Here is a 26,883-nt window from a genome sequence, read left to right on the forward strand (position 1 = left end):
TTTAAATGTAGTATTTTGATTTTTATAATCAAACAAATGCTTTTAATTTTCTTTTTTATTCATTTTATTTCTAAATAATTTCAAGCACTTTATTTATATTTAATTTATTAGTCTTAAAAATATTCGGATTTATCCTTTCTTCAATACTTTGATATGTTCTACTTTGTCTCCCCAAGAAACCTCTATCACAAATAATCCGGACGGAATGCCGGGAAGCAATCGACTCAAGTACTCGTTTAGCGAATATTCTGAATCAACGGCTACAGCTTCGGAGGTATAACTTGGGTGAATGATTCTAAAAGTGATTGTTTCCCTTTTATATTGTGCCCCATCCAAAAGATTGATCTTCAACTGATCACCCATAGTAGGATTGGGATAGGCTCTCCAAACTCCCTTTGAATATTGGATATTGGACACTTTTACAGAAAGTACTTTGCTATAAGTATGTTTCCCATCAAAGTCTACCTGCTTCAACCTGTAGAAAATGTTTCCACCTGTCAAAGGGAGGTTGTTGTCCACATAAGCATATTCTGTAATGGATTCTTTCGAACCCATTCCCCGAATTTCTCCCACTTTTTGAAATTCCTTGATACCATCTACAGACCTTTCGATTTCAAAATGACTGTTATTTACTTCCTTGGCTGTTGCCCAATAGAGATTTGTATTCCTTTCAAACGAGGAGATTTTTGCTTCACAATATAACATCTCAACCGGAAGTACTCTACAGCTTACATAAAACCCTCCATTAGGACAATTATTTGGATCTGAACATTCATTGAGGCCATCTTTATCAACAGTGGGAGGAGCAGGACTAGTTTGGGTATTTTCACCACAAACGACAACCTTTGCATTATCTTTAATAATCAACCTATCATCGGCCCCATTAAGAATCACATCACCATCAATGTACACATCACTGTCTCCACCGAAAGTAATTCTACCACTCCCATCAACCCTTACATTTCCGTCCACCACAACCTCAGCGCTTCCAAAAGTATTTAATTGCTTTCCGCTTCCTCCACTGACCTTTATAGATTCTGTTCTAAAAAAGCCCCAGACATTGATTTCGGAATCATTTCCTGCATAGTTGGTTTCACCGTAAGAAATCACTCCTCCCCCGAGACGAATATTTAAAAACGCTTTTTGGGCCAATTCAATAAGTCCCACTTCCATGCTGAATGAATCATCGCCTGTAACTTCAGTTTGGGTATTTCCTTTCAAATCTAACCTTCCTGTAACATTAAAAACACCATTATTCTTTAAATCAATATTCAGCAAGGTTTTTGTACCGTTGTTTGCACCTGCATTCACAATTAAAGACCCTGCAATATTCAATTCCCCACCATCAATTTTAATATTTGCTGTTGTTTGACTTGTTTGAGTAATGTTTCCAGTAATATTGAGGATACCATTAGGACCTATTTCCAATGTATGGAAGTTGTTTAGGTTTAAAGAAGGAACCGTAATGACAGAATTAATTACAATAATTATAGGACAAGCTAAAGTGCCAGCTGTTGAAGGAGGAAAATTTGAAGCATTACAATTATTCCCTGTCTTAACCCAACAATTGGATGAAGTAAATGGATTGCCTGAACTAGGGGTACAGGCTTGCGAGGTATATGTGACCTGAGCTTGGGTGCTTTGCGCAAAGGCAAAGAACAAAAAGGCGGACAAAAAGACGTAAAAAACTTTCATATAATTGAGACACATATATAATTGTATTACAAATATACATTTTTGTATTTCATATAAAAAAATAAAAAATAAAAAAAGTGACTTTTATTTACTTTTTTGTACTTAAAATTCAAAAAATCACTGAAAAACAGGTAGATGTTGAAAAAACTACGTTTTAAAGAGATGATTTAGGGATCATAATTGTCTTTTTCAAGCTAATTTTCTAAGTCCAGGTTTTGGGTTTTGATGCAGCTTTTGCCAGCCTGAATGAGGTGAAATTTTCCAATAGATAAAGAATAATATGTATGTACGCAATGATCCAAGTAGGTATGCAATCTTTTCAAATTCTTGGCTTCGGACTTAAATACACGGAACATCCCTGCCCGGCGACAGGCGGGGGTCTTCCGACTTCGTCCCGCTATCGGGATCCGTCCCGACTGAAGAAGAATATAGGGTTACTGGCAAAGAAACGTATATCCATGAAAAATAAAATTGATTATTGGACATTGAGTTATATCCGTATAATTGGACTTTGATGCGGGACCGACGAAAGGAAAAAAATGATTTGCAGCCGTCTTACTGCAGGTAGCAAAAAAATAATGGCAGGGGAGCAATTAGGTTTCAGTGGCCTGTCTTCAGTGGAAGAGTATCCTATAAAGTATCCCCAAAACCGAATACAATTATGGGGGTATTGATTTATTACTTGGCGATTTTGAGGTATTCAGTTTTTTTCCCCGTTGAAATTTTTAAGATATATACTCCGGGTTTAGAATTTTGAATTTCTTCTGACAGCAAATCAGAAATTAAATTTATATCACCTGCAAAGGTGACAAAACTACTTCCAGAAAAATTCATCAACGTGATAAAAACTTCCTCATCTTGATTAAAAGTTGGATCCAAGCTTTCCAGAGTAAGTCTTTCTCCTTTCACAGGGTTTGGATAAACGCTCCAAGAAACGCCTGATTTAGTATAGGCTGGAATATTTTTGACAGAAATAATTTTGCTGTAGGAAAAGGAACCATTGAAATCTATCTGTCTCAATCGATAATAGACCAATGCTCCCGATTTGGGGATATTGATATCTAAGAATTCATAATCCTTTGGAGTATCCGACCACCCAATGCCCTCTACTTGTCCTATACTTTGCCAGTTATGGGCATTGCCTGTGGACCTTTCTATTTCAAAATGAGAATTATTCCACTCTTTTGATGTGGCCCAATTCAAGGAAATTTCACGGTTTGAATTAATTAAACCGGCCTTGAAATAAAGTATATCCACAGGCAAGATTCTAAAGGATTGTTTAACAATAATGATGCCGTCAGCACCGTTTCCTCCAGAGCCACTACTTGTAGCACCTCCTCCAGAGCCAGTATTGGCTAGTCCATTTCTGGAAGCCCCAGAAGCATTTGCACTTCCCCCTACTCCAGACGAACCGCCAATCCCTTGAGAAACACCGGGACCGGAGGCAGTTCCTCCTCCTCCCGCTGCATAAATCGCGGTTGACCCTGAAATATCAAAAGATCTTCCATTACCACCTCTAGCACCCGCTTGGGAAGATCCATCAGGGCCTAATCCTCCATTTGCATCTGCGCCACCTCCACCTCCGCCAAATCGCCTTCCTCCTCCTTGAGGAGTATTATTGCCCCGTCCACCATCATTCCCCTGAGTACCTGATCCGGCAGTGCCATTTGGATTTCCAGCAACAAAGGCACCTCCTCCTCCGGAACCTCCTGCATTACCATTTCTACCACCTGCACTAGAGGATCCCCCACCACCTCCACCAATAGCAACATTGGAGACAAATCCTGAATTTCCTCCATTTGCACCAGGGGATGACGCAGAGGTTGATCCCAAACCACCTGACCCAACTATTACGGGGATGGTGAATCCCGGACTCAATGTGAATGTTGAAAAATACAACAATCCACCGGCTCCGCCGCCACCAGCACTTGCGCCTCTGCCACCGCCTCCACCACCTCCTACTATCAAAACCTCCGCATCAAGTAATGTTTCGCCGGGAATAGAAGAATCCGGGATAGTCCAATCTGTGCTGCATCTAAAAATGTAAATTCTTTCCAGTAAATCTTCACCTCCAGATTGATATGGAATTTCTATCAATTCCAAACATCCCGGATTTCCACCTATGTAAACTTCATCATTAATGCAGGACCCGCCTGATTGGAATTTATTTATAAAAAGTACGCCATTTGTTCCATTGAGACAGCCAGCACCTGAAAAAGCAGCACCAACAGATAAGTAATTTGGCTGGTCAGCGTTTGCTGCAGAAATATTGGAACCGCCGTTCATAGTTAGATTTCCATTAATGGAAAGTTCTCCGCTGATATTAATAGTACCATTGTTGATGGCGTTTCCACCAACAGAACCACTAGCAATATTCAAAACACTACCCCCATTATTGGTAAGATTACCGCCAATACTGATAATTCCCAAAGCTGAATTGATCTGACTGTTATTGGTTAATGAACCCGTAATAGTCAAACCCCCGGAATTATTCAGTTGAGAACCACTGTTGGTAGCCACGTTACCTGAAATGGAAATATTCCCATCATTATTTAAAACACCATTGATATTTACCCCGGCAGAAACTGAAAGTGTCGCATTAGAAAGATTGGAAAAAATAGAACCACTGTTAGAGGTCAATCCTGAAAGGTTCAAAATACCGAAATTGACAACCGTACTCCCACTATTCATGGTTAGTGACCCGGTATGGATACCTGTATTATTGTAGGTAGCATTGGTGGAATTAAGTGTTATGGCCCCCGAAATTGAACCTGAGTTATTGATGCTTGCACCGTTGTTTGATGTGATATTACCTACTTGACCTCCAAAGACATTTAAAACGCTACCAGTTCCAAGAGTGAAGGCAGATGAGTTAATCCCATAAATATCAATGGTTATTGGATTACCGATATTTTGTAGCGCACCTGACATGGTGATACCATTTGAGATACAAACAGTCAGTCCTGTCCGATTATTGAGATTCAAAGGAGCCGATCTGTTGACATTGATACAGATTACGTCATTGTTTGATATTGCAGGATTTCCGGTAGCGCCTACGATTACTGTACAACCTGTACATTGAGCAAAAACAATGTTTTGAATTGTGGAAATTGCGAATACTAAAAAAAAAATGAAAATACTGGTTGGCTTAAAATTCATAATATATATCAATATTTATTATTTATATTTTCATGTAAATAATAAAAATGAAGGATGACCATCTGTTTTACCTGCAGGATGAATCAAGGATATACAGAGGTAATTGCTTAAATCAGACAGAATATGTTCAAAAATAACAATAGCATTCTGATAAACCTATAGTGTATGACTTTTAACCACGTATTGCTTAACAATTGAAAGAAAAAACATTTATGTTCTTTTATTTATGTTCTTTTATTTGAGTTCTTTCATGATACCAATGATTTTAAACTAAAAATTAATCTTACCTAAGAATTAAAGCTTATTTCAACTTATTTTCGGTATCGACAAAGTCACCTTTGATCGTAACATTTTGTCCTTTTTGTACTCTGCCAAAAACCGTGACATTATTACCTTCACCTACAAACTCTATTGTAGCACCGGAGTTGAGGTTTAGGTCCCCATAAATAACGACAGAGCCTGAGATTTTAAGAGTAGCATTGCTATTCACAGTCAACTTGTTGTTTCGGTTCCATTGTCCAAAGACAAAAGAGCCATTCATCATAAACAATCCTCCCGTATTGATGTTAAGGCTACTTTCAATAGCAAGTGAGCCACAATAGGTGAGTTCTCCTCCTATGTTGACGTTTTTAAGGGAATTTGCTCCGGAAAACCGGAATTTTTCATTGGAATTCACATTCAAATTAGAGCTCCCTGAATAAGGTGAAAGACTACCGCAGTCAATCCCGGGATTTAATGGAAGTTCATCTTTTTCAGCAAGGCTTAGTATTTGTAGTCCCTGACGACCCGAAGCAACAAATATGTACCCCTTGTGTGCCTTTATGAAATTTGAAGACCCACTTATTCCCAATATTCCAATTTCCTCCAATACATCATTTTCAACTAATTGTGATACAGATATCCCTGCACCACCATTGGCCATGTATACTTTTCCATCATCAAAAGAAACTGCATTCGTTACAATGTCTTCCTCCTCTACTCCTTCAGGTTTTAGTGGGATAGGTAGTCTTTGCAGATTCGAACCCAAGGCTATTGAATACACCCCAACCCCTCTTGTACCTTCAGAGGCAAACAATAATCCAGGCCCCATGTCCAAAGTTCTTTTGGACTCTGCAATGTCTTTTTCAAGGCTGATAGAAGAAATCACCTTCAAAGTGGAAGGCTCTAAAATCTTGATACCATCTGTACCGCTCAAAACCCCAAGAACACCGTTCCCATATTTGACAGACCTGAGGTCGGAAAGAGGAAATTCATTTTTCATTTGACCCTTTGAGTCAAACAGTCCTACCAAACCATTGCTTCCACTAGCTACAGCAATATCTTTTTCAGTGGTGGATACGTCTACTGCGGCCCAACCCTCTATGTTAAATTTGGAAAACTCAGAAGTAAAAGATCCATTACTAGCATTGACAATTACAAGTTGGGCGGGTGTTTTGATCCCGTCTTCTTTATCAATATCAAACGCTGCTGCTGCATAAATCCTTCCTTGCTTATAAGTGATTGAATTTATATCCGCATTTTTGAATATAGCTTGGCTTGTGATTTTAGGATAAAGCGGATCTGAGATATCGAATATTTCGATGGCACCAAGAAATTCTGCTCCCTCAGTGTTATAACTTACATATGCGTAATTTTCAGAAATATCTACATGAGTAGCTTTTAGTATTTTACCCTCATATTTGGGAGGATCGACCTGCGAAACCATCATCAAGGGTACTTTACCGGCAGGTTCTTCATCCTCCTTCAAACGCCCATTAATAACATCTGAGGAAATAATCCCAACGACTCCCGCTCCTTCAAGAGAAAATCTGGTATTTAAAGATTCGGTATCCGAATTGACCAATACGGTAGGGTCAGCAAGAGGCCCGTCTGCGTCAGGTTGACAGGAAAACGTGCCCAAAATCAAAAATGCAAAAGACAAAAATTTACGCATGATTTTAAATTTAAATAAATTAAGAATAAACAGTTAGATTAAAATTTGTTGGTCAATAGCCCAGAAATATTTGAAACTTCATTTCATCAATCCCTTTTAATCAGTTTTTTGACCAAGGTTTTTTCTTCATTAAATACGTAGACCAGATATAGTCCGGCACTGATCTCCTTCATGTCAAAAACCAATTTATCTTCAGTCAACATTTTGGCCTGAAGAGGTATTTTGGCCCCTTGACTATCGACAAGTACTACTTCAAGTTTATCCACATCCTTAGTTTGAATAAATAATTCGTCAGAAACGGGATTAGGATACAAGTGAATTTCCCAATCAGGGATAAAATCGACTCTTATAACACTGGTATAGTCTTCTTTGCCATTAAAATCGATTTGCTTCAGCCTGTAGTAGTTTGGACCTACCATGGGACTGGCATCCCATCCAAGATAATATACAGGCTTTTCGCTGTTTCCTTCCCCTTCAGTTTCAGAAATGTCCGTCCAGGACTTTCCATTCTTAGACCTTTGAATGACAAATTTTTCATTGTCTTTTTCTTGTGCAGTGCCCCACTCCAACCTGATACGGTTTTCAATGGCCTTGCCCCGGAAATACAGCCATTGAACAGGCAATATTCTAAAGGACCCCTGAACTTCTGTATTGTATGAGCCTGCCCAGGTATTGATAGTGATATTGTTGCTAAACCCATTGTCACCTGATGCCCACCAAATATGATCCGGACCTAAAACTCCGGTAGTATTTACCATCAAAGATTGTGGGCTATCACTTGGCGTCAATCCGGTTCGGGGAATCAAAGAATCATCCCAAAATATGCTGTTGTTCACTACCGACCCGGGCCTGATATTGGTGACTTTCATGCCAAGGCTTTGCTCTAGGTCAAAAATTGGAAAGTGGACAGGAAAGAAAACAACCGTAGCCACAACCTCTACATCACTGTCAGGAGGAACCACATTGCCATCCGCATCCTCTCCATTCCAGTATATTTGATAGGTGCCGGGCGAGTCATATTTTTCAGAAATAACAATGTCTATTCCTTCATCATAGGTTAGGTTTCCGTTTAGGTCTATCAAAACATCGACTACTGCAGGCAAGCTGATAGTCAAGTTCACTGTAGCCTCACCTCCGACTTCGGGTGCAGGCTTGGGTTCATATTCTATCAAAAGACTGGCAGAAGGCGGTGCTGTAGATTTCCAAATAGATGGATCGGGATCCGAAATAAACAATGGGTATTGGAAATTAGAGGAAACCCCAGGTCTGGATCTCCTGTTTTCCTCAAAAGACAAATCATTTCTTGGCCCATCTTTATTGGCAAAAAAATTGGTCCAACCACCACTAGATCCTCCAAAATTGATGTATTTGACAAAATAATCATCTCCTGCAGCGGTAAATGTATTATCCACCGGCACATAAAATCCAAAGTTATCATGAAATGAATAGCTGTCAGGGAGAGACTTTGTAAGTGTCAAAGTGGTACCATTGGGGTCTTGCCTAGAATTGGCAATACTCCAGAATCTAGAATATACCCGGCCTGTATGTTCATTAAACCCACCTGATGAACTTGAGGCCACAGTGATGTCCCAAAAGTTTATATTAAATCCGGCTGTAATATGGTTATTTGAAGTATTGGATATTTCAACCCAAAAAGCCCTTGCAGCCCCTGTATTATTCACAAAGGAAAAAGCCTGATACCCTGTGCCTGTGATTTGAGAAGGGCCATTCAAAGCACTTGAAGCATTACTAGGTCTACCCTGAACACCACCACTACCATGTGCATTATATTCCTGAAATGAAATCTGTGTCCTAGCAGAACCTGAAGTACCTGTAGGAAAAAAGTCAGAGGTATTGGCGTCATAAAACCACCTCACCCGGATATTTCCTGTACCAAATCTTCTGAATCCCCAAAAAACCGTTTCACCTGCTTTAGCATAAACGTACAACCTGTGCCCGGCATTATAGCCTGAGACTGAGGACGGCAAAAGCATATACCCCCTGCTATCAAATCCCCCGGAACCTGAATTACCTGGATACCATAGCATACTTTGCCTGTTACTTTGAGTACCCCAATTCCCTGATCCCTCTCCAAAGGATAATCCGGTGATGAATAAAAAAACTATCCCTAAACTGAAAACTTTGAAATCGCCTGATTTCAAAAAATGGGAAGTCAATAATTTTATAAAAATAAATTTCATTTTTTGTAATTCTAATTAGTTTGGCTGACCCTAAAAGCTATGAGGTATATCTACACCCCAAAAAAACTTCTTAAAATAAATCAATGAAAATCAATAAAAAAAATCTTTAGTTTACATAACAAAAATCCTGCTATGAAATTCATTTTTTTCTACAAAAAAGCCCCAAACCAATAAGGAAAGGGGCTTTCAATAAAACATTTGTAATTTTTTTATATGTGTATCGGCTTTCTTGCACGTCGCCAAACAATAATTTGTTGGAGGAGCCATTAAACCCCCAGTGGACTGTCGTCTGTGGACGATTATCCACATTTGATACAACCTCCTATAGCCTAACGTGCAACATTGAGGATACTCATGTTTTTTTTAACCATTCATACTGATCAAAAACTCAGTATTATCTCTGGTACCCTTCATTCTTTGAAGCAAGAATTCCATAGCTTCTTGAGAAGTCATGTCAGACATTAGCTTCCTCAAAATCCAGACTCGCTGCATTTCTTCTTTGTCCATCAGGAGCTCTTCTCTTCTTGTGCCGGATCCTGTAACATCAATAGCAGGATATATTCTCCTATTGGAAAGTTTTCTATCCAAAGCCAGTTCCATGTTACCAGTTCCTTTGAATTCTTCAAAGATAACTTCATCCATTTTAGAGCCTGTCTCTACCAAAGCGGTGGCAATGATGGTTAATGAACCTCCATTTTCTACATTTCGGGCAGCACCGAAGAATCTCTTTGGCTTGTGAAGGGCATTTGCATCTACACCACCTGAGAGGATTTTGCCTGAACTTGGGACTACTGTATTGTAAGCCCTTGCAAGTCTGGTAATAGAATCCAACAGGATGACCACATCGTGACCACATTCAACCATCCTTTTTGCTTTTTCCAAAACTATGGAAGCGACTTTTACATGTCTTTCAGCCTGTTCATCAAAAGTAGAAGAGATTACCTCTGCCTTGACCGAACGTGCCATATCAGTAACTTCTTCAGGTCTTTCGTCGATCAGAAGGATCATCAAATGCACTTCAGGATGATTTTCGGAGATTGCATTGGCAATTTGTTGCAATAGCATGGTCTTACCCGTTTTTGGCTGGGCGACGATCATACCCCTTTGTCCTTTACCTATCGGTGCAAACAAATCCAAAACTCTGGTAGAATAATTGTCATGCTTGGTGGTAAGCCTGAGTCTTTCTTCAGGAAAAAGTGGCGTAAGGTATTCGAATGGAACCCTGTCACGGATTTCTTCAGAGGTTTTTCCGTTGACAGTAATGACTTTTAATAGCGCAAAATATTTTTCTCCTTCTTTTGGAGGTCTGATAGATCCTTTGATATGATCGCCGGTTTTGAGACCAAAAAGTTTGATTTGAGAAGGGGATACATAAATATCATCAGGAGAAGCCAAGTAGTTATAGTCCAATGAGCGGAGGAAACCATAGCTCTCAGGCATGATTTCCAATACACCTTCATTTTCAATAATTCCTTCAAATTCCTTTACGCTGACATAGGGCTTTCTTTTGGTTTGAAAAACCTCGGCTGAAGGTATGTGAACTTCTTCAATATCCTTGAAGTTTTTCCTCTTTGGAATTTCAACTTCCGGTTCATGTACTGAAGTGATCTTTTCAGTGGAAGTATTAAAAGCTATAGGTTCAGGATCATCTACTACTTTCCTTCTTGGTCTGATAAACTTTGGTTTCTCATCTTCGGCAGTAAGTACAGGAAGAGATTCTTTTGCAATCGGTTTTGAAGGTTCAGTTGCGATGGCCTTTTCAGGCTTAATTGGTTCCTGTTTTTTGAAGGATTGTTCTTCAGGTTTTCTTACAGGACGGTCTTCATTTCTTTTTGGAGGACGGTCTTCACTTCTAGGAGAAGGTTTGGCCTTAGATTCGACGGGGATTTCTTCTTTGGGAATCGCTGTTACATTTTCCCTCCTGAATTTTGATTTATTCTCCTGTGAAACGGCTTGGGGTGATTCAGGAGACTTTTTTGGTTCAGGTTTGGACGTTTGTTCTATAGCTTCAACCTCCACTACGGTAGGTCTTTTTTTCGGAAGTGCTTTTTCATCTGTGATGGCTTGCTGGTCCAAAATGGCGTATACAAGTTCATCTTTTTTAAGCGCTTTGAAGTTTTTTACGCCTAATTCTTCAGCAATTTCCTTCAATTCAGAAAGTAGCCTGATTTTTAATTCTTCTATGTTATACATAAAAAGCTTATGGAATTATAAATAAGATGTGTGAATGTGTGATGATGTGTCTTGAGTATTTCTGAACTGAATGAAAAAGGGATTCAGAATAGGTAAAATCCAAGGGGAGAAGGACTCTGCGATACTACGATGTTACAATATTAAGGTTTCATCAATTAAATAACAAATATTTCCTAAGAGATGACAATTTATTTTAGGACATCATTTGCCTCAGGACCTTTACGGATTTCCAATCATAGGCCAAATCAAGGTGATTTCCATAGAATAGCAAAAAATGATCCAACATATTCCTTCTGATTTTGGAAGGGGCCTTGTCATCACAATCAAATGATTTGGAAATTACCGACTTAAGGTAATCCTTCTCCTCCTCCATGACATCAGGACCTTCAGGATACTGCTTCAATTCCATAAAAAAAGACTCCGAATCCTCAGGTGCAAAACCTAGGTACTTTGAGCTTTCCCACAAAAAAACCAATGGGAAATGGACAAGAGATGTTTCTTTGTTATCCAATAATTGAATTGTTGATTCTAAAAAATCAAAAAACTCTTCATTTTGATACCCTTCAAAAACTGATTTCCCCATAACCTCCGCCATAAACATGGCAATTCCTGACCTTAGAAAGTCAAAAGGAATTAGCTGGAATGGAATGAGCAGTTTGGCCTCAGAAATTCGGTTGAGATTACTGCCTTCTTTATCATAGATCACCAAATCAAGCAGGGTCAATGGCTGATAAAATGCCATTTTGCTTTTGGAGGTTTTTGACCTTGCCCCATTGATGATGTAGGATTTGAGCCCAAATTCCCTTGTAAATATCCTTACAATGATAGAGGTCTCACTATATTTAATATAAGACAAAACGATACCTCTCGATTTTTTCAGTCTCACAACGCTACAGAATATCTGAATAAAAACATTCCTCCTGCCTTTTCCGATAAAAATCCGAAACAGAAAACCATTTGGAGACTTAATGCTGACATATCTTTTCTATGCATCATAGTTTCTCTAAAAAACATTTTCTACACCTTGCCTCATATGATTCTTTTTCTCCTAGCACAACCTTTTCTTTTGTCCCGACGAGTCTATAGGAATAAGATGCCAAATCCCCACATTTCATACAGATAGCATGTACTTTGGTCACATATTCTGCTATAGCCAATAATTGGGGCATTGGTTCAAAAGGGTTGCCCTCAAAATCCATATCCAAGCCGGCAAGAATTACTCTTTTTCCGGAATTAGCTAAAACATTGGCCACATGCACAATTCTATTGTCAAAAAATTGTACTTCATCTATACCTACCACATCGCAATCTCCCGCAAGTAGGATAATATCATCTGCAAAATTGACAGGGGTAGAACGGATTGCATTGTCATTGTGAGAAACCACGTCTGTATCATGGTACCTTTTGTCTATCGAAGGCTTAAAAATCTCCACTTTTTGTCTGGCTATAAAAGCCCTATACAGCCTTCTGATCAGTTCTTCAGTTTTACCCGAAAACATAGATCCACAAATGACCTCTATATGCCCCTTCCTTTCGGGACCCTTCGATTTGCCGATGGTACTTTCTATAAACATGAGCTGCTATTCACTGTAGGTCATATGTGGAAACTTATTTTCTTCTGCAACACGAATGATTATTTTTCCTTTTGTCAATTTTGCTTGGCAAGATAGTCTTTCATATTCTGTTAATCTTCCATTTTCTTTGAAAAATTCCTCCCTTTCAGTGGGTGCGGATAGGTTTTCTATCCCTTCAAGGACTATGATTTTACAGGTGGTGCATCTCCCTTTTTTTCCGCAAGCATGCATCCAATCAATGCGGTTTTCATGGATTAAATCAATAACTTTACACTCCTCAAGAGGTGAAAATATCTCTTTTTGGAATAAATTTTGGATAATAATTTTCAGCATGATTTGTGCTTAATTCATAAAAAATACAATAAATAAATATGTCTGCTAAGTTAAACAGCAAATACGTAGAAAACTACGCCAAGGAATTCAGCAAAAAAATCTGTGAGGGGTATTTTCCAACCAAAAAGTACATGACAGGTCAGGATATAATCACCCTTACACCAAGTGTCCAAGTCAATTTCTTCATTATCAAAACCCTTTTTGAGGCATGGCAGCTAGAGCTGGAAAAATTGAAAAGCAATCCTTTTTTTGATTATAGAGACAAAGCGGTTCACGAGGCATTGAGGGAATTTATGAATGTCCTTTCAAGGACCATCAAGATTGAGCGGGTCTATTTTGAGCCGCTGCTCGAGCAAGCTGTAAAAGAATCCGTTTTCTTAGCCGTCAACCCGTTGGATTTTTATAAAAATGAATTTGGAAAATTAAAGGGAAATGAAATAAACCAATACCTAAAGGAAAATAAAAAATACATCAAGTGGCACAGCAATCTGATCACCAATCTGATTGATAAAGCCGGATTATCATACACCCATGAAGCCTATGAGGATGCTTTAAAGACCAACTTTTTGAACCAAAAAGAAAAATTGGAGTCCTACAAAATACTTCTGAACAGCATGGATCAGGTGGTATTTCTTGATTTTGATCAGGTTACTGAGGTTGACTTTACATCACCAAAGCCAACCCCAAAAACAGAACCTGCTCCTGAAGCCAAAGAACCTGACACCTCTTTCTTTGACACTTTGGAAGAAATCAAGGACTCTGAATTTGAAATGCAGGAAGGACCAAATCTAGAAGAAGGGCTAGAAGGATATATAGTCCAGGAAGAAGAGCTTGTACTTGAAAACATCCCCGCTGAAAAACTTTTCAAAACCATAAAGCCCGATCAGGGAATAGATCCGGCAAAGGTCTGGGCTAGATTTGAAACAGAGCAATACTCAATTATGAAAGGCAGCATCAAAGAACTGTCGGAAAGTATCGGGCTAAATCAAAGATTCATGTTTACGAAAGACCTTTTTGACGGAAATCCAGATTTATTGAAACATGCCTTAAAATCAATAGATGAATGCGGAAGTTTTGTGGAAGCAATACATTTGTTGAATGAGAGATACGTAGGTGAACTTGGCTGGAACAAGGACAATGAAGTCGTGGATGAATTTCTTCAGCTTATATTCAGAAAGTTTGATATCCGAGGATAATCCGAATTTTTTTCGGACAAAATTGGGGGCCTGAAAAGTGAAAAATTAAATATGTATGTCCACAATCATGCAGTAAGACAAGATATCCATTTTAATTCTTGTCTGCATACTTAATTTCCCGGCATACCCTTGCCCGACGACAGGTTGGGTGTACCGACTTCGTTCCGATAGCTCGGAATTCCGTCCCTGATAAAGAAGAATATGTGTATCCGCATTCTTGCACCTAGCCAAACAATAATTTGTTGGAGGAGCCATTAAACACCTAGAGGACAGTGGACTGTCGTCTGTGGAAGAGTATCCGCATTCGATACTACCTTCTATAGCCCAAAGTCCGACATTGCGGATACTCATAAAAAGAATAAAGGGTTACGGGCATAGAAGCGTATATCCATGAAATTCAATTACCCAATGATCAAATTCTTCTGTTTTTAAATCTTTAAGCCGGTTTCTTCAAAATTTTCAAGCAATAAATTTACAAATCCTATAAAATTTTTAGCTGAAAGTGTAGTTTTGATATTTATATTTCTTAATATTCAACGCACATGGTCAATAAGTTGACTTTTTGATGAAATTCAAAGATAATAATGACGGGTTATTTTAAGCTAAGGCGCATTGTTTTGGAGCAATTGAAAAATGGCCTCCCAGGAAATTTAACATACCACGATGTAGATCATGTGTTAGATGTATTGAATGTATGCAACCAATATATCAAAAGAAATAAAATCAAAGGTATAGATGCATACCTATTGAGGATTGGGGCATTGGTCCATGATTTGGGATTTACCAAATCCACCCAAAACCACGAAGAGGTAGGTGCGATGATGGCCCAAGAAATAATGGAGTCATTAAAGATGGATCCTGCCCATATTGAAATAGTAAAGAGTCTCATTATGGCTACCAAAATCCCCCAAAATCCCAAAACTGATCTTCAAAGGATAATTTGCGACTCAGACTTGGATTATCTTGGGAGAAAAGATTATATGGAAATCAGTGGCAAACTCTATGAGGAATTGAAATCTACCGGCATGATCAAAACCAGGGAAGATTGGGTGGAGCTTCAGATCAAATTCTTGAAAAATCACACATTTCATACAGAATTTGCTCAAAAAAACCGCGAGCCCAAAAAACAATTTTGGCTAAAACAGATCATTAAAAACGAAAATTATTAGCCAATCCTGCTGAGTAACTGAATCCTTTGGGAATCAAGTTTGATAAAAATAAATAGGAGAATAGTGAATGACCAAAGCGAAGAACCTCCATAGCTGAAAAAAGGCAAGGGAATACCTACAACAGGAAAAAGACCAATAGTCATCGCAATATTGATCATAAAATGAAAGAGTAGGATTGAAATCACACAATACCCATAGATACGCGAAAATCTATTTTTTTGACGCTCCGCCAAGATCACCAATCTTATCAATAAGGCACAAAAAAGAACGATTACAACCAGACTTCCAACCCATCCAAACTCTTCCCCGAGAGTACAAAAGATGAAATCTGTGTGTTGTTCAGGTACAAAATCAAATTTAGTCTGTGTTCCTTCCAAATAACCCTTCCCAAAAAAACCTCCTGAACCTATTGCTATTTTTGATTGCGTCACGTTCCATCCAACCCCGAGAGGATCAAGATTTGGATTGAACAAAACCATAACTCTATTTTGCTGGTGTTCGGGAAGTTTTGAAACCACAAGATCAATACTATACGAATATCCCACGATCAAAATCCCAATCCCAACAAGACTGACTATTCTTGAAACCTTCTTTTTTCCTAACAAAATAAGTATTAAGATAATTACTCCGACTCCGATGGCGAGGTATAAGTTGTTTTCAATCCCCAAGGATAAAAGTGTGATTGCAATAAATGACAATCCAAATGCATAGTACCACTGTGGCATTCCCTCTCTATATAGCATTATGAAAAAAGCAAAATAAACCATTGCTGTCCCGGTATCGGGCTGAAGCATGATCAATATGACAGGCACCATAATCACACCTATCGCCTGAAGTTGATATTTGATTTGGTTCAGATCAAAAGCTGATCTTTCCATCAATCTTGCCAATGCCAGCGCTGTGGCAAATTTGGCAAATTCCGCCGGTTGAATTCTGAATGAACCAAAACCAACCGAAAGTATCTGTCCATTTACTTCCTTTCCTATAAATGGTGTGATTATGAGGAGAATAATAAAAAATCCGTACAAAATTAAAGAGAGGTTCTCAAAAAGTCTGTAATCTGCCACCATGATTACAGTAATCAACAATATGGCTGTACCAATCCAAACAAGTTGTTTACCAGAATTAATTGAAAAATCAAAGATACTCTTGACAGATTGCTCATCATAGACAGCCGCATAGATATTGATCCATCCTATAATTACCAAAACGGAATAAATAGCGATAGAAATCCAATCTATTTTATTGATATAGAGGTCGTCTTGTCTCACATTACATAAATTTCCCTACCAAGACATATTCTTCCAAATCAAGTCTTTTCACTTCCCTTCTGATATACTTTTCTATCATCAAGCTTGCGGTGCTTGCCGCTGCCCTGCCGCCCCAACCGGCATTTTCCACATAGACTGCGATGGCTATTTGGGGATTTTCTTTGGGAGCAAAGGCAATAAAAACAGAATGGTCTTCACCTTGCGGATTTTGGGCTGTACCTGTTTTTCCCGCAATTGTGATATCAGGTATAGCCGCTCTTGCGGCAGTCCCATAGATTGCTTCTGCCATTGCATCTTGAATCAGGTCAAAATGATGGGCATCTATCCCTACATTTTTTCTTGTACGGAATTCCTCAGGTATTTTATTTGAATCGCCGTCTATGGCTTTGATCATATGCGGTGGATAATAATAACCTTTGTTAGCGAATATTGCCGCGAGGTTTGCCATCTGTAGGGGGGTGACAAGCATCTCTCCTTGCCCGATAGATAGTGAGTAAATGGTAGAATACTTCCATCTGCCTTCACCATACTTTCTGTCATAAACAGTGGAAGAAGGAATTGACCCTCCCTTTTCATTTTTGATATCAATTCCGAGAGGAGAACCTAACCCAAATTTCAAAACTGACTCCCTCCAGGTATTCAATCCCAATTCAGTATCCTTGAAAGTATTGCGAGAGACCTCCCTATTGATCATAGCACGGTAGGCCTGATGATAATAGGGATTACAGGAATTCCGAATGGCCCCAAAAAGATTTACAGGACTAGGATGGTTGTGACAGGCCACCAAGGACCTATTGCAGCTATAAGTAGTATTTGGTGTCAATACACCCATCTGAAGCCCAACCAAAGACTGGACAATCTTAAATATAGATCCCGGAGGGTACATTGCCATGATTGGCCTGTTAAACAAAGGCTTGCTTTCATCTCTGTTTAATTCCATGTAATTGTTCCCAAAAAGAGCCCCAGTCAATAAGTTGGGGTCATAGGTAGGCGCCGAAATCATGGCAAGGACTTCACCTGTTTTGGGCTCAATAGCTACTACAGATCCTCTTTTACCTGCCATAAGCATTTCGCCATATTGCTGCAATTCCAAATCAATGGTTGAAACAAGGTTTTTACCTGCCACCGATGCGGTATCAAATTCTCCGTCTTTAAAAGAGCCCTTATCTACGCCCCTCACATTTACGAGTTTGTATTTTACACCTTTTACCCCACGAAGGTCATTTTCATAGAATCCTTCAATACCACTCAGACCGACATAATCCCCCTGTTTGTAGTATTGGGAGGAATCTCTTTCAAGTTGGCCTGAACTTATTTCTCCAATGTAGCCTAATGCATTAGCAGCACTTGGCTGGGGATAGGACCTAACAGATCTTGTCATCACAAACAAGCCGGGATAATCAATCAAAAAATCCTGAATCCTTGCAAAGTCCGTGGTCGAAATCTGTTTGATCAAAGGGGAAGGTTTGACTGAGGAATATTTCCGTGCAGCATTATAAGTGTCTATAAGGTATTCTTTACTGATCTTAAAAATCTCACAAAACCTGGTGGTATCACCAACCTGAAATTCCCTGGGGATAACCATCAGGTCAAAAATAGGATAGTTGTAGACAAGTATTTTGCCTGTTCGGTCATAAACAAGACCACGATAAGGGTGGTCTACAACTCTTTGAATGGCATTACTTTCAGCCTTTTTCAAAAAACTATCGTCAACAACCTGTATCAAAAACAATTTTGTAAGGAGCACCACCCCTATGACAATGATGACGACAATAATTGTAATCGGCCTTTGCTCGTTCATTAAATCCCTCTCCTTCTCCTGTAAAATAACAGTTGAACAATAATACTCATTACTAGGACAAAAATAACACTAGCAATTATTTTTTGAAGAGATGTGATGAATAAATCTGTACCTAAACTCTCAATGTAAAAAAACAAAATATGATAGACTAGCACCAAGGGTATACTGTAGGAAAGAAACCAACCGAAACCCATATTTAGCAAGCTTGGCTGAAGGTCATCTTCGTATCCACCTGTTGGCACCAAAACCATTAACCACCGGTGCCTTAAAAAAGCGATCAGCAAAAGGGAAGCCGTATGAATCCCCAAAGTATCATAAAATAAATCCACACCCAATCCTAAGAAAAAACTGATCAATAGTACCGGTATTGTCTTTAAATCCAAGGGAAGTAAAATAATATAGATCACATACAAAAAACAAAAGGCAACACCGAAAAGCACTAGATTCTTAAGAACCAATATCTGAAACAGGAGATAAAGGAATCCGGTAAGCAAGATTGTGATAATCCTTATACTATTCATTGCTTATTTCGGTTGATTGGTATAAGGAGTCAAGTTCTTGTTGTTGAAAACTTTCCACCAAATAGACATAAGATATTTTTGAAAAATCCGTATCAAGCTTGAGCGTAATGTCAAGATAATTGGTATCGGTTCCCGGCTTGACTTCAATAACAGTACCAATCGGAATTCCTTCGGGAAAAATCGAGTTGTAACCCGAGGTCACGACCTGATCACCCATCTCTACCACCACATGTCTGGGCACATACATAAGTTTTGCCTGCTCGGGATTCAAACCATCCCATTTAGTCGATCCGAAGACATCATTTGACTTGATTTTGGAGGAAACCAATAAGTCAGTATGCAACAAAGATATGATGGTAGAAAAATTTCGGCTGACGCTTTTGACTCTCCCGACAACTCCTTGTTCATTTATTACCCCCATCCCTGTTTTGACCCCATGATTTGAGCCCTTGTTGATGGTCAAATGATTTTGAGAAAGCCTTAATGAGTTATTGATAACCTTTGCTCCTTTAAATTGGATGGTAGCAAACAACGCACTGTCAAGGGGAATGAAGATAGAATCTGCCGGTCTTCTAAGCGCTTCTAGTTCAGTAAGCAGCTCTGCGTTTTTTTCCATCAGACTTTTATTCACAGAAGAAAGGGAAAAATATTCCACAACGTTGCTCTGCGTCTGAAACACGGAGCCACTCAATTCATTTGAACTATTAAAAAAAGCTGAACCTTGTTGAGAATTACTAGATACAATCAACGAAACCGCTACTGCCTCCAATAATACAAACAACAAAAACGCCCTTATTCGGTATAAAAAGAGGAATATCCGCTGCATCCAATAATTAAGTCATCAAAACCGTCCTGAAATTATTGATATTTTTCAGCGCTGTGCCTGTTCCTCTCACTACTGCCCTCAAAGGATCTTCAGCAATGTGGATGGGCAATTTGGTTTTTTGGTGTAGTCTTTTATCAAGACCTTTCAATAATGCGCCTCCACCTGTGAGGTGGATGCCATTGTCGTAGATATCGGCGGAAAGTTCCGGAGGAGCAATTTCTAAAGCTTTCAATACCGCTTCTTCAATTTTGGACACCGATTTATCCAAGGCAAATGCAATTTCAGAGTAGGAAACCTTAATGACTTTTGGAATTCCGGTCATCAAATCCCTTCCTCTGATTTCATAATCCTCCGGAGCATCGTCAAGTTCTGTCAAAGCAGACCCTATGGCTATCTTTACCTTTTCAGCAGAGCGCTCGCCAATCAACAAGTTGTGCTGTCTCCTCATGTAATCCAGGATATCTTTGGTAAAAGTATCTCCTGCTACCCTGATAGATTGGTCCGCCACGATACCCGAAAGGGCGATTAGCGCGATTTCGGTAGTACCTCCTCCGATATCCACAATCATTGAACCCATCGGTTTTTCGATGTCGATCCCAATTCCTATGGCTGCAGCGATAGGTTCATATATCATGTAGACTTCTTTGGCTCCTGCATGTTCTGCGGAATCCCTTACAGCTCTTTTTTCGACTTCAGTAATTCCTGATGGGATACAAATCACCATTCTGTGGGATTTGGGAAACATCCCTTTTTTGTGCCCCGGGATCATTTTGATCAATCCACGTATCATCTGCTCGGCGGCATAAAAGTCTGCAATCACACCGTCTTTAAGAGGTCTGATTGTCCTGATGTTTTCATGCGTTTTTTCGTGCATGTTCATTGCGTCCTTTCCCACTGCTAGAACCCTGTTATTGGTCCGGTCAATCGCTATTATTGATGGTTCATCCACCACAATTTTATCCTTATGTATAATTAAGGTATTTGCAGTACCTAAATCAATCGCAATATCACTTGAAAAAAAATCGAATAATCCCATTATTTTTTGATTGAGTTGATGATAGATAATCTTATAAATTTAACAATGAAGTGCAGAACTTCTAACGTGGGTGGGCAAAATTATTATCTAATTCCCAATTTATTACAAGAATCCAATTTTTTTTTGTGGGAATAAATTTATTACCTTTGCAATGTATTACCAGAATTGAGGGGGGACACAAGTCCCCTCTTTTATTTCATATACCTGAACAAATGAGCTTAAAAAGTACCCTTGAGGAAATTGTATCCAAACATCTACCAGACGAAACCTATTATTTAGTAGATGTTCAATTGGTAGAGAAAGGTCCAAAATCCCAGTTGACAATTCTCATCGATGCCGACCAAGGTGTGAACATAGAGGCCTGTGCCAAAGTAAGCAGGCAGATAGCTGAGGAAATTGAAGCAAAAGAGCTTTTGGCCGATGCCTACATTTTGGAAGTATCCTCCCCTGGTTTGGATTTTCCGTTGTCTTCCAAAAGACAATATACCAAAAATGTCGGAAGAAAATTGAAGTTGACCTTAAATGATGGAAAAGAACTTGAAGGTCAACTTCAGGAGGTAGGAAATGCGGAAGTTAAAATTCTTTGCAAAATCAAAGAAAAAGGAAAAAAAGCTGAGGATAGAGAAATTACAATCCCCCTCGACGAAATAAAAAAATCAATAGTGTTAGTCTCTTTTAAATAAACAAAATGGATGCTAAAGTACTCATAGAATCATTTGCAGAATTTGCAAAGTCTAAAAATGTGGACCGCCCCACCATGATCCGCATACTTGAAGACGTATTTAGGGCGATGATTCGCAAAAAATTCGAAACTGATGAAAATTTTGATGTGACCATCAATGCAGACAAAGGTGACCTTGAAATCTTGAGGATCAGAGAAATTGTAGACGACAATTCCGAAGACATTTGGGATTTTGACAAAATAAGCCTGACTGAAGCCAGAAACATCGAACCGGATTTTGAAGTAGGTGAAGATGTCTATGAGAAAATCGAATTGGAAGAATTCGGAAGAAGGGCAGTGATGATGGCAAGACAGACTTTGATCCAAAAAATCAAAGACCTTGAAAAGGATTTGCTATTCAATCAATATGAAGAATTGGTAGGTGAAATCATTTCAGCAGAAGTTTATCAAATCTTGGGAAGAGAAACTCTCCTAATCGATGGTGAGGGGAATGAACTGATTCTTCCTAAGGGAGAGCAAATCTCTAAAGACAGATTTAGAAAAGGTGATTCAGTCCGAGCTATAGTACACAAAGTGGAAATGGTAAACGGTAATCCAAGAATTATTCTTTCGAGAACGTCCCCGATTTTTTTGGAAAGACTATTTGAAAACGAAGTTCCTGAAGTTTTTGATGGTTTGATTACCATAAGAAAAATTGTAAGGGAACCGGGAGAAAGAGCAAAAGTTGCAGTCGAATCTTACGATGACAGGATTGATCCGGTAGGTGCATGTGTCGGTATGAAAGGAAGCCGTATCCATGCAATCGTCAGAGAACTTCAGAATGAAAATATCGATGTGATCAATTACACAGACAACCTTGACCTTTATGTCTCAAGGGCATTGAGCCCTGCAAAGGTATCTTCATTGACCATAGACAAAGAAAATAAAAGGATTTCAGTGTATCTCAAGCCCGACCAAGTCTCCATGGCCATCGGAAAAGGTGGGTTTAATATCAGACTTGCATCGAGATTGGTTGGTTATGAAATCGACGTCTTTAGAGAGCTCAATGACTACGAGGAGGAAGATGTGGATCTAGAGGAATTCGGTGATGAAATCGACAATTGGGTAATTGACGAATTGAAAAAAACCGGTTTGGATACTGCCAAGAGTGTTCTTTCACTTACAAAAGAAGATCTTTTGAGAAGAACAGAGCTTGAAGAAGAAACAATTGACGAAATATTCAGAATATTAAAACAAGAATTTGAACAGTAATTTAGGTCAGAAATACCCAATAATTGGCCTATATTTGCCATCAAATTAAGAAAGTGCTTTAGTGTATGTCAGAAGAAAAAACGATGCGACTAGGCCAGATAGCCAGAAAACTCAACGTAGGTATTTCTACGATTGTGGAATCAATGGCTAAGAAGGGCTTCGATGTCGAAAATAATCCCAACTCCAAAATCAGTCAAGAGCAATTTGATATGCTGGCCAAGGAGTTTAAATCCTCTGCGCAGGAAAAGGAAGAGGCCTCCCACCTTTCGATAGGGAAGAGGCATCATGAAACCTTTACCATCGAAGCAGAATCTGAAGTAAAAGAGGAAAAGAAAACAGAGCCTGTTGCTGAAGTCAAAAAACCTGAACCGGTAAAGCCAAACATTGAAATTCCAAAGGCAGAAGAACCAGCACAAGAAAAAGTGGTAATTGACGCTCCGAAATTACAGGGGATAACGGTTTTGGGTAAAATTGATTTAGAAGCCCAAAAGCAAGCCCCTAAAAAAGAAGAGGTAAAACCCCAGCCTCAAGCGCCTGTAACCCCTCCTTCACCTCCGGTAATACAAGAGGAGAAAGCTCCGGTTCAAGAAAAAGTAGAACCGAAACCTCAGGCTGTGAAGCCTCAAACAGAAGACATCACTAAGAAAATTCAGGAAAACATTGTTCCTGAAAAAGCACTAATTGAATCAAAACCAAAAACTGCTCCTGAAAATAAACCAGTACCAGAAAAGGTAGAAAAAGCAGAAAAGCCTGTAGAGAAAGTAGAGTCTAAACCCGAAGAAAAGGTGATTGCCGCAAAAGCTGATGCTTTGAAGGGACTTACTGTTTTGGGTAGAATTGAACTCCCTGATGACAAATCAAAGAAAAAGGGGAAGCCTGTGGCTTCTTCTGACGAAAAAGGCAAGGACAAGAAAAAGAGAATTAGAAAAAGGATAGATAAAAAAGGCGGACCTGCACCGAAAGGCCCGGAAACTGATCCAAATAAGCCACGACCTGCCGGTCAAGGCCAAGGCGGGCAGGCTTCTGCTCCCGGCCAAAGGGATAGAAAACCAGCCCAGCAACGTCCGCAAAGACCGGGTCAGCCCCAGCAAAATACCAACAGGATACAAAAAGCTGAGCCTACTCAAAAAGAAATCCAAGATCAGATTAAACAAACTCTTGCAAGATTGCAGGGAGGCGGGAAATCTGGAAGTGGAAAATCAAAAAGAAGGGATAAAAAAGCAGACCGATACAGAGAAGAACAAGAGGGAATCGAAGATTCTAAAATTCTTCGGGTTACTGAATTCATTTCCGCCAATGACTTGGCGTCCCTGATGGACATATCTGTAAATGAAGTCATTTCAGCATGTCTTTCTCTAGGGATGTTTGTTTCCATCAACCAAAGACTTGATGCAGAAGCCATCACAATCATTGCTGATGAATTCGGTTTTGAAGTCGAATTCACAAAACCTGACGAAGAGTTTGAGGTTGAAGAAATTGCAGATACTGCCGAAGAATTACAAGAAAGAGCACCAATTGTGACCATTATGGGTCACGTCGATCATGGAAAAACCTCTTTGCTCGATTTTATCAGAAGATCAAAAGTCACTGCTGATGAAGCGGGTGGAATCACCCAACATATCGGGGCATATGATGTAACGACCACAGATGGACACAAAATTGCGTTTTTGGATACTCCTGGACACGAAGCATTTACTGCCATGAGAGCTAGGGGTGCAAAAATCACAGACGTTGCCATCATTGTAATTGCAGCTGATGATAGCATCATGCCGCAAACCAAGGAAGCCATCAACCATGCGCAGGTAGCAGGAGTTCCTATGATTTTTGCCATCAACAAAATTGACAAACCAAACGCCAATCCAAATAAAATCAAGGAAGAATTAGCCAATATGAACCTATTGGTAGAAGAGTGGGGAGGTAAATACCAGTCCCAGGATATTTCTGCCAAAACAGGTTTGGGAGTCGATGATCTCCTTGAAAAAGTGTTGTTGGAAGCTGAGATCCTAGAATTAAAAGCAAACTACAATAAGAAAGCTGTTGGTACGGTAATCGAAGCTTCCTTGGACAAAGGTCGTGGATACGTGACAACGGTGATGGTTCAGGCAGGAACATTAAATATCGGTGATATCATGCTTGCAGGCCCACATTATGGCCGTGTCAAAGCCATGACCGATCATAAAGGAAAGAAACTTACCAAAGCAGGACCATCTACGCCGGTTCAGGTATTGGGATTGGCAGGTGCGCCACAGGCAGGTGATACTTTCAAAGTTTACGATTCTGAAAGAGAAGCAAGAGAAATCGCCAATTCAAGGGAACAGATCTTGCGAGAGCAAAGTATGCGTACTAAGAAGCATATTACCTTGGATGAAATCGGGAGACGTCTTGCAATCGGAAGTTTCAAAGAACTCAATATTATTATCAAAGGAGATGTGGATGGTTCTGTAGAAGCACTTTCAGATTCCTTATTGAAACTTTCCAAAGAGGAAGTATCTGTCAGTATTATCCATAAGGGTGTGGGTCAAATATCTGAGTCAGATGTACTTTTGGCATCAGCATCGGACGCCATTATATTAGGTTTCAATGTCAGACCTTCTACCAATGCCAAGAAACTTGCTGAACAGGAAGAAATCGAAATCAGACATTACTCTATTATCTACGATGCCATCAACCAGATCAAGGATGCCATTGAGGGTATGCTTGAACCTGAATTTGAGGAAATTATCACCGGAAATGTACTTGTAAGGGAAGTTTTCAAAATTTCAAAAATCGGAACAATAGCAGGGTCCTATGTTACTGATGGCCATATCACCAGAAAGAACAAAATCAGAATCATCAGGCAGGGTATTGTTATTCATGATGGCGAGATTGACCAATTGAAGAGATTCAAAGATGATGTTTCCGAAGTGAAAGCCGGTTATGAGTGTGGTATTTCTATCAAAAACTTCAATGACATCGAAATCGATGATACTATGGAAGGTTACATGATGCAGGAAATCAAGAAGAAAAAATAAAGGATTATAAATAATTTAGGAAAAAGGAACGGCCAAAGCTGTTCCTTTTTTTTATTTTGTCGCTATGCTAAATGCCCTACTCTCATTTATCCAAATCTTGGTTTTCCTTTCCTTTTTTTGCCTAATAGTAGGACTGTTTCGGCCTGTTTTGGTTTTATGGTTTTTGGATAGATTCAATAGGCTTCTTGTCATTAAGATTTATGGATCATGTACATTAGGCCTATTGATAGTTTGGGTAGTAATGGAATTTCTTATAAGTCTCAGGTAAAATACCCCATCAGATCACAAAAACCTGACAACCCTCATGTTTTTTTGGAGAAAAATTCTAAATTTAGAATTCATTAATCAACTCTCTTGAGAAAAACGATTTCCATATTACTTTTGTGTTGCTTCGCATTGTACCATTTTGGATATTATGTGGCTTATTTTTCTTTTCGGTTACAGATCGAAAATCAATGGATGGAAAAAATTTACAGTGAAGATCAAAATGATTTAAGCGAAAAATTATTGGAAATTCCACTATCTATGCCCTATATGGCAGATGAGGAGGAATTTAGAGCTACCAATACCATTTTTGAAAAGGACGGCCAAACATACAGGGCCATCAAACAAAGGTACCTGAAAGATACGCTTCAGGTAGTTTACGTTTTGGATACCGCGACAAAAACACTTGACAATACAATCAAGCTTTGGGTAAGTTCTTTGGTTCAAGATGAAATGCCTGACTCAGGTAATAATTCGCTTCTCGTAAAATTATTTACCAAGGACTATACCCAGCCATCCAACGTTTTTGATTTTTGTACCAAGTCTAAAAAAGAAAAAAATTATTCGCTTTTTATTCCTTCGGCTTTTGTCGGCATCGAGGGCAATCTCAATTCTCCTCCTCCGGAGTTTGTTTGATTTACAAGACCAGATACCTTTCTTTTGAAGCGATTCAAAGCTGCGAAACATCGACTACAGTTCATTTAACCATTACCGGTTAAACAGTTTAGATGCTGCCATAAAAATAACTTGAGGCAGATTATCATCCA

Annotated in this window: 20 protein-coding genes; 7 read left to right on the top strand and 13 right to left on the bottom strand. The window is 39.2% G+C overall.

Annotation, left to right across the window (positions count from 1 at the left end):
* Window positions 1-129 precede the first annotated feature (129 nt).
* The gene (locus MMU07_RS02630) at window positions 130-1,428 is read right to left on the bottom strand and encodes a hypothetical protein (RefSeq protein ID WP_241124283.1); all 1,299 of its coding nucleotides are present in this window, start codon (window positions 1,426-1,428) and stop codon (window positions 130-132) included.
* A 37-nt stretch (window positions 1,429-1,465) separates the two neighbouring features.
* On the opposite strand from MMU07_RS02630, the gene MMU07_RS02635 reads away from it, so the two are divergent.
* Window positions 1,466-1,630, top strand: a complete 165-nt coding sequence (locus MMU07_RS02635) for a hypothetical protein (RefSeq protein ID WP_241124284.1) — start codon at window positions 1,466-1,468, stop codon at window positions 1,628-1,630.
* A gap of 743 nt (window positions 1,631-2,373) precedes the next feature.
* Here MMU07_RS02635 and MMU07_RS02640 read toward each other — a convergent pair.
* From MMU07_RS02640 to MMU07_RS02670, 7 genes are all read right to left on the bottom strand, one after another.
* A complete protein-coding gene (locus tag MMU07_RS02640; protein ID WP_241124285.1) occupies window positions 2,374-4,854 on the bottom strand; it encodes a glycine-rich domain-containing protein in 2,481 nt (826 codons plus the stop codon).
* Window positions 4,855-5,155: 301 nt separating this feature from the next.
* Complete coding sequence (locus MMU07_RS02645; protein WP_241124286.1) at window positions 5,156-6,787, bottom strand: LVIVD repeat-containing protein; 1,632 nt, start codon at window positions 6,785-6,787, stop codon at window positions 5,156-5,158.
* An 86-nt stretch (window positions 6,788-6,873) separates the two neighbouring features.
* Window positions 6,874-8,988 carry a T9SS type A sorting domain-containing protein gene (locus tag MMU07_RS02650; protein ID WP_241124287.1) on the bottom strand — a complete coding sequence of 705 codons (2,115 nt, stop codon included), beginning with the start codon at window positions 8,986-8,988 and terminating at the stop codon, window positions 6,874-6,876.
* A gap of 363 nt (window positions 8,989-9,351) precedes the next feature.
* A complete protein-coding gene (gene rho, locus MMU07_RS02655) occupies window positions 9,352-11,181 on the bottom strand; it encodes a transcription termination factor Rho (RefSeq protein WP_241124288.1) in 1,830 nt (609 codons plus the stop codon).
* Window positions 11,182-11,374: 193 nt separating this feature from the next.
* Window positions 11,375-12,067 (bottom strand): DNA repair protein RecO, encoded by a 693-nt coding sequence (gene recO / locus MMU07_RS02660; protein ID WP_336246159.1) that lies wholly within the window; start codon window positions 12,065-12,067, stop codon window positions 11,375-11,377.
* A gap of 106 nt (window positions 12,068-12,173) precedes the next feature.
* Entirely contained in the window at window positions 12,174-12,755 is a 582-nt protein-coding gene (locus MMU07_RS02665) for a thymidine kinase (RefSeq protein WP_241124290.1), read from the bottom strand.
* Window positions 12,756-12,761: 6 nt separating this feature from the next.
* Window positions 12,762-13,088 (bottom strand): 2Fe-2S iron-sulfur cluster-binding protein, encoded by a 327-nt coding sequence (locus MMU07_RS02670; RefSeq protein WP_241124291.1) that lies wholly within the window; start codon window positions 13,086-13,088, stop codon window positions 12,762-12,764.
* 38 nt (window positions 13,089-13,126) lie between these two features.
* Here MMU07_RS02670 and MMU07_RS02675 point away from each other — a divergent pair, with 38 nt between their 5' ends.
* Both MMU07_RS02675 and MMU07_RS02680 read left to right on the top strand, forming a co-directional pair.
* Window positions 13,127-14,284, top strand: a complete 1,158-nt coding sequence (locus MMU07_RS02675) for a hypothetical protein (protein ID WP_241124292.1) — start codon at window positions 13,127-13,129, stop codon at window positions 14,282-14,284.
* 584 nt (window positions 14,285-14,868) lie between these two features.
* A complete protein-coding gene (locus tag MMU07_RS02680; protein ID WP_241124293.1) occupies window positions 14,869-15,453 on the top strand; it encodes an HD domain-containing protein in 585 nt (194 codons plus the stop codon).
* On the opposite strand, the gene rodA is transcribed toward MMU07_RS02680, so the two are convergent.
* The 5 genes from rodA to MMU07_RS02705 are packed head-to-tail and all read right to left on the bottom strand — an operon-like array spanning window position 15,450 to window position 20,908.
* Window positions 15,450-16,724, bottom strand: coding sequence for a rod shape-determining protein RodA (rodA, locus tag MMU07_RS02685; protein ID WP_241124294.1), 1,275 nt, complete (start codon window positions 16,722-16,724; stop codon window positions 15,450-15,452). The genes MMU07_RS02680 and rodA overlap by 4 nt on opposite strands.
* Window position 16,725: 1 nt before the next feature.
* On the bottom strand, window positions 16,726-18,525 hold the full coding sequence (gene mrdA / locus MMU07_RS02690) for a penicillin-binding protein 2 (RefSeq protein WP_241124295.1): 1,800 nt from the start codon (window positions 18,523-18,525) through the stop codon (window positions 16,726-16,728).
* Complete coding sequence (locus MMU07_RS02695; protein WP_241124296.1) at window positions 18,525-19,046, bottom strand: rod shape-determining protein MreD; 522 nt, start codon at window positions 19,044-19,046, stop codon at window positions 18,525-18,527. Before MMU07_RS02695 ends, mrdA begins: the two co-directional genes overlap by 1 nt.
* Entirely contained in the window at window positions 19,039-19,872 is an 834-nt protein-coding gene (mreC, locus tag MMU07_RS02700; protein ID WP_241124297.1) for a rod shape-determining protein MreC, read from the bottom strand. Before mreC ends, MMU07_RS02695 begins: the two co-directional genes overlap by 8 nt.
* A gap of 7 nt (window positions 19,873-19,879) precedes the next feature.
* A complete protein-coding gene (locus tag MMU07_RS02705) occupies window positions 19,880-20,908 on the bottom strand; it encodes a rod shape-determining protein (protein ID WP_084118681.1) in 1,029 nt (342 codons plus the stop codon).
* A 212-nt stretch (window positions 20,909-21,120) separates the two neighbouring features.
* Between MMU07_RS02705 and MMU07_RS02710 the strand changes: the two genes are divergently transcribed.
* The 4 genes from MMU07_RS02710 (at window position 21,121) to MMU07_RS02725 (ending at window position 26,752) form a co-directional block, all read left to right on the top strand.
* Window positions 21,121-21,591, top strand: a complete 471-nt coding sequence (locus tag MMU07_RS02710; protein ID WP_241124298.1) for a ribosome maturation factor RimP — start codon at window positions 21,121-21,123, stop codon at window positions 21,589-21,591.
* Window positions 21,592-21,596: 5 nt separating this feature from the next.
* Window positions 21,597-22,841, top strand: a complete 1,245-nt coding sequence (gene nusA, locus MMU07_RS02715) for a transcription termination factor NusA (RefSeq protein ID WP_241124299.1) — start codon at window positions 21,597-21,599, stop codon at window positions 22,839-22,841.
* Window positions 22,842-22,906: 65 nt separating this feature from the next.
* Window positions 22,907-25,852, top strand: a complete 2,946-nt coding sequence (gene infB / locus MMU07_RS02720) for a translation initiation factor IF-2 (protein ID WP_241124300.1) — start codon at window positions 22,907-22,909, stop codon at window positions 25,850-25,852.
* A 459-nt stretch (window positions 25,853-26,311) separates the two neighbouring features.
* Window positions 26,312-26,752: a hypothetical protein gene (locus MMU07_RS02725; RefSeq protein ID WP_241124301.1), complete on the top strand. Its 441-nt coding sequence runs from the start codon at window positions 26,312-26,314 to the stop codon at window positions 26,750-26,752.
* The last annotated feature ends 131 nt before the right edge of the window (window positions 26,753-26,883 follow it).

The organism is Cognataquiflexum nitidum, from assembly GCF_022538055.1.
GTDB lineage: Bacteria > Bacteroidota > Bacteroidia > Cytophagales > Cyclobacteriaceae > Cognataquiflexum > Cognataquiflexum nitidum.

Coding starts and splice junctions, on each gene's coding strand:
- MMU07_RS02635 (WP_241124284.1), top strand. CDS start 1,466: ATGACAGAATTAATTACAATAATTATAGGACAAGCTAAAGTGCCAGCT.
- MMU07_RS02680 (WP_241124293.1), top strand. CDS start 14,869: ATGACGGGTTATTTTAAGCTAAGGCGCATTGTTTTGGAGCAATTGAAA.
- MMU07_RS02725 (WP_241124301.1), top strand. CDS start 26,312: ATGGAAAAAATTTACAGTGAAGATCAAAATGATTTAAGCGAAAAATTA.
- MMU07_RS02650 (WP_241124287.1), bottom strand. CDS start 8,988: ATGAAATTTATTTTTATAAAATTATTGACTTCCCATTTTTTGAAATCA.
- MMU07_RS02675 (WP_241124292.1), top strand. CDS start 13,127: ATGTCTGCTAAGTTAAACAGCAAATACGTAGAAAACTACGCCAAGGAA.
- mrdA (WP_241124295.1), bottom strand. CDS start 18,525: ATGAACGAGCAAAGGCCGATTACAATTATTGTCGTCATCATTGTCATA.
- mreC (WP_241124297.1), bottom strand. CDS start 19,872: ATGCAGCGGATATTCCTCTTTTTATACCGAATAAGGGCGTTTTTGTTG.
- MMU07_RS02640 (WP_241124285.1), bottom strand. CDS start 4,854: ATGAATTTTAAGCCAACCAGTATTTTCATTTTTTTTTTAGTATTCGCA.
- MMU07_RS02695 (WP_241124296.1), bottom strand. CDS start 19,046: ATGAATAGTATAAGGATTATCACAATCTTGCTTACCGGATTCCTTTAT.
- MMU07_RS02710 (WP_241124298.1), top strand. CDS start 21,121: ATGAGCTTAAAAAGTACCCTTGAGGAAATTGTATCCAAACATCTACCA.
- MMU07_RS02645 (WP_241124286.1), bottom strand. CDS start 6,787: ATGCGTAAATTTTTGTCTTTTGCATTTTTGATTTTGGGCACGTTTTCC.
- MMU07_RS02705 (WP_084118681.1), bottom strand. CDS start 20,908: ATGGGATTATTCGATTTTTTTTCAAGTGATATTGCGATTGATTTAGGT.
- rho (WP_241124288.1), bottom strand. CDS start 11,181: ATGTATAACATAGAAGAATTAAAAATCAGGCTACTTTCTGAATTGAAG.
- MMU07_RS02665 (WP_241124290.1), bottom strand. CDS start 12,755: ATGTTTATAGAAAGTACCATCGGCAAATCGAAGGGTCCCGAAAGGAAG.
- MMU07_RS02670 (WP_241124291.1), bottom strand. CDS start 13,088: ATGCTGAAAATTATTATCCAAAATTTATTCCAAAAAGAGATATTTTCA.
- infB (WP_241124300.1), top strand. CDS start 22,907: ATGTCAGAAGAAAAAACGATGCGACTAGGCCAGATAGCCAGAAAACTC.
- nusA (WP_241124299.1), top strand. CDS start 21,597: ATGGATGCTAAAGTACTCATAGAATCATTTGCAGAATTTGCAAAGTCT.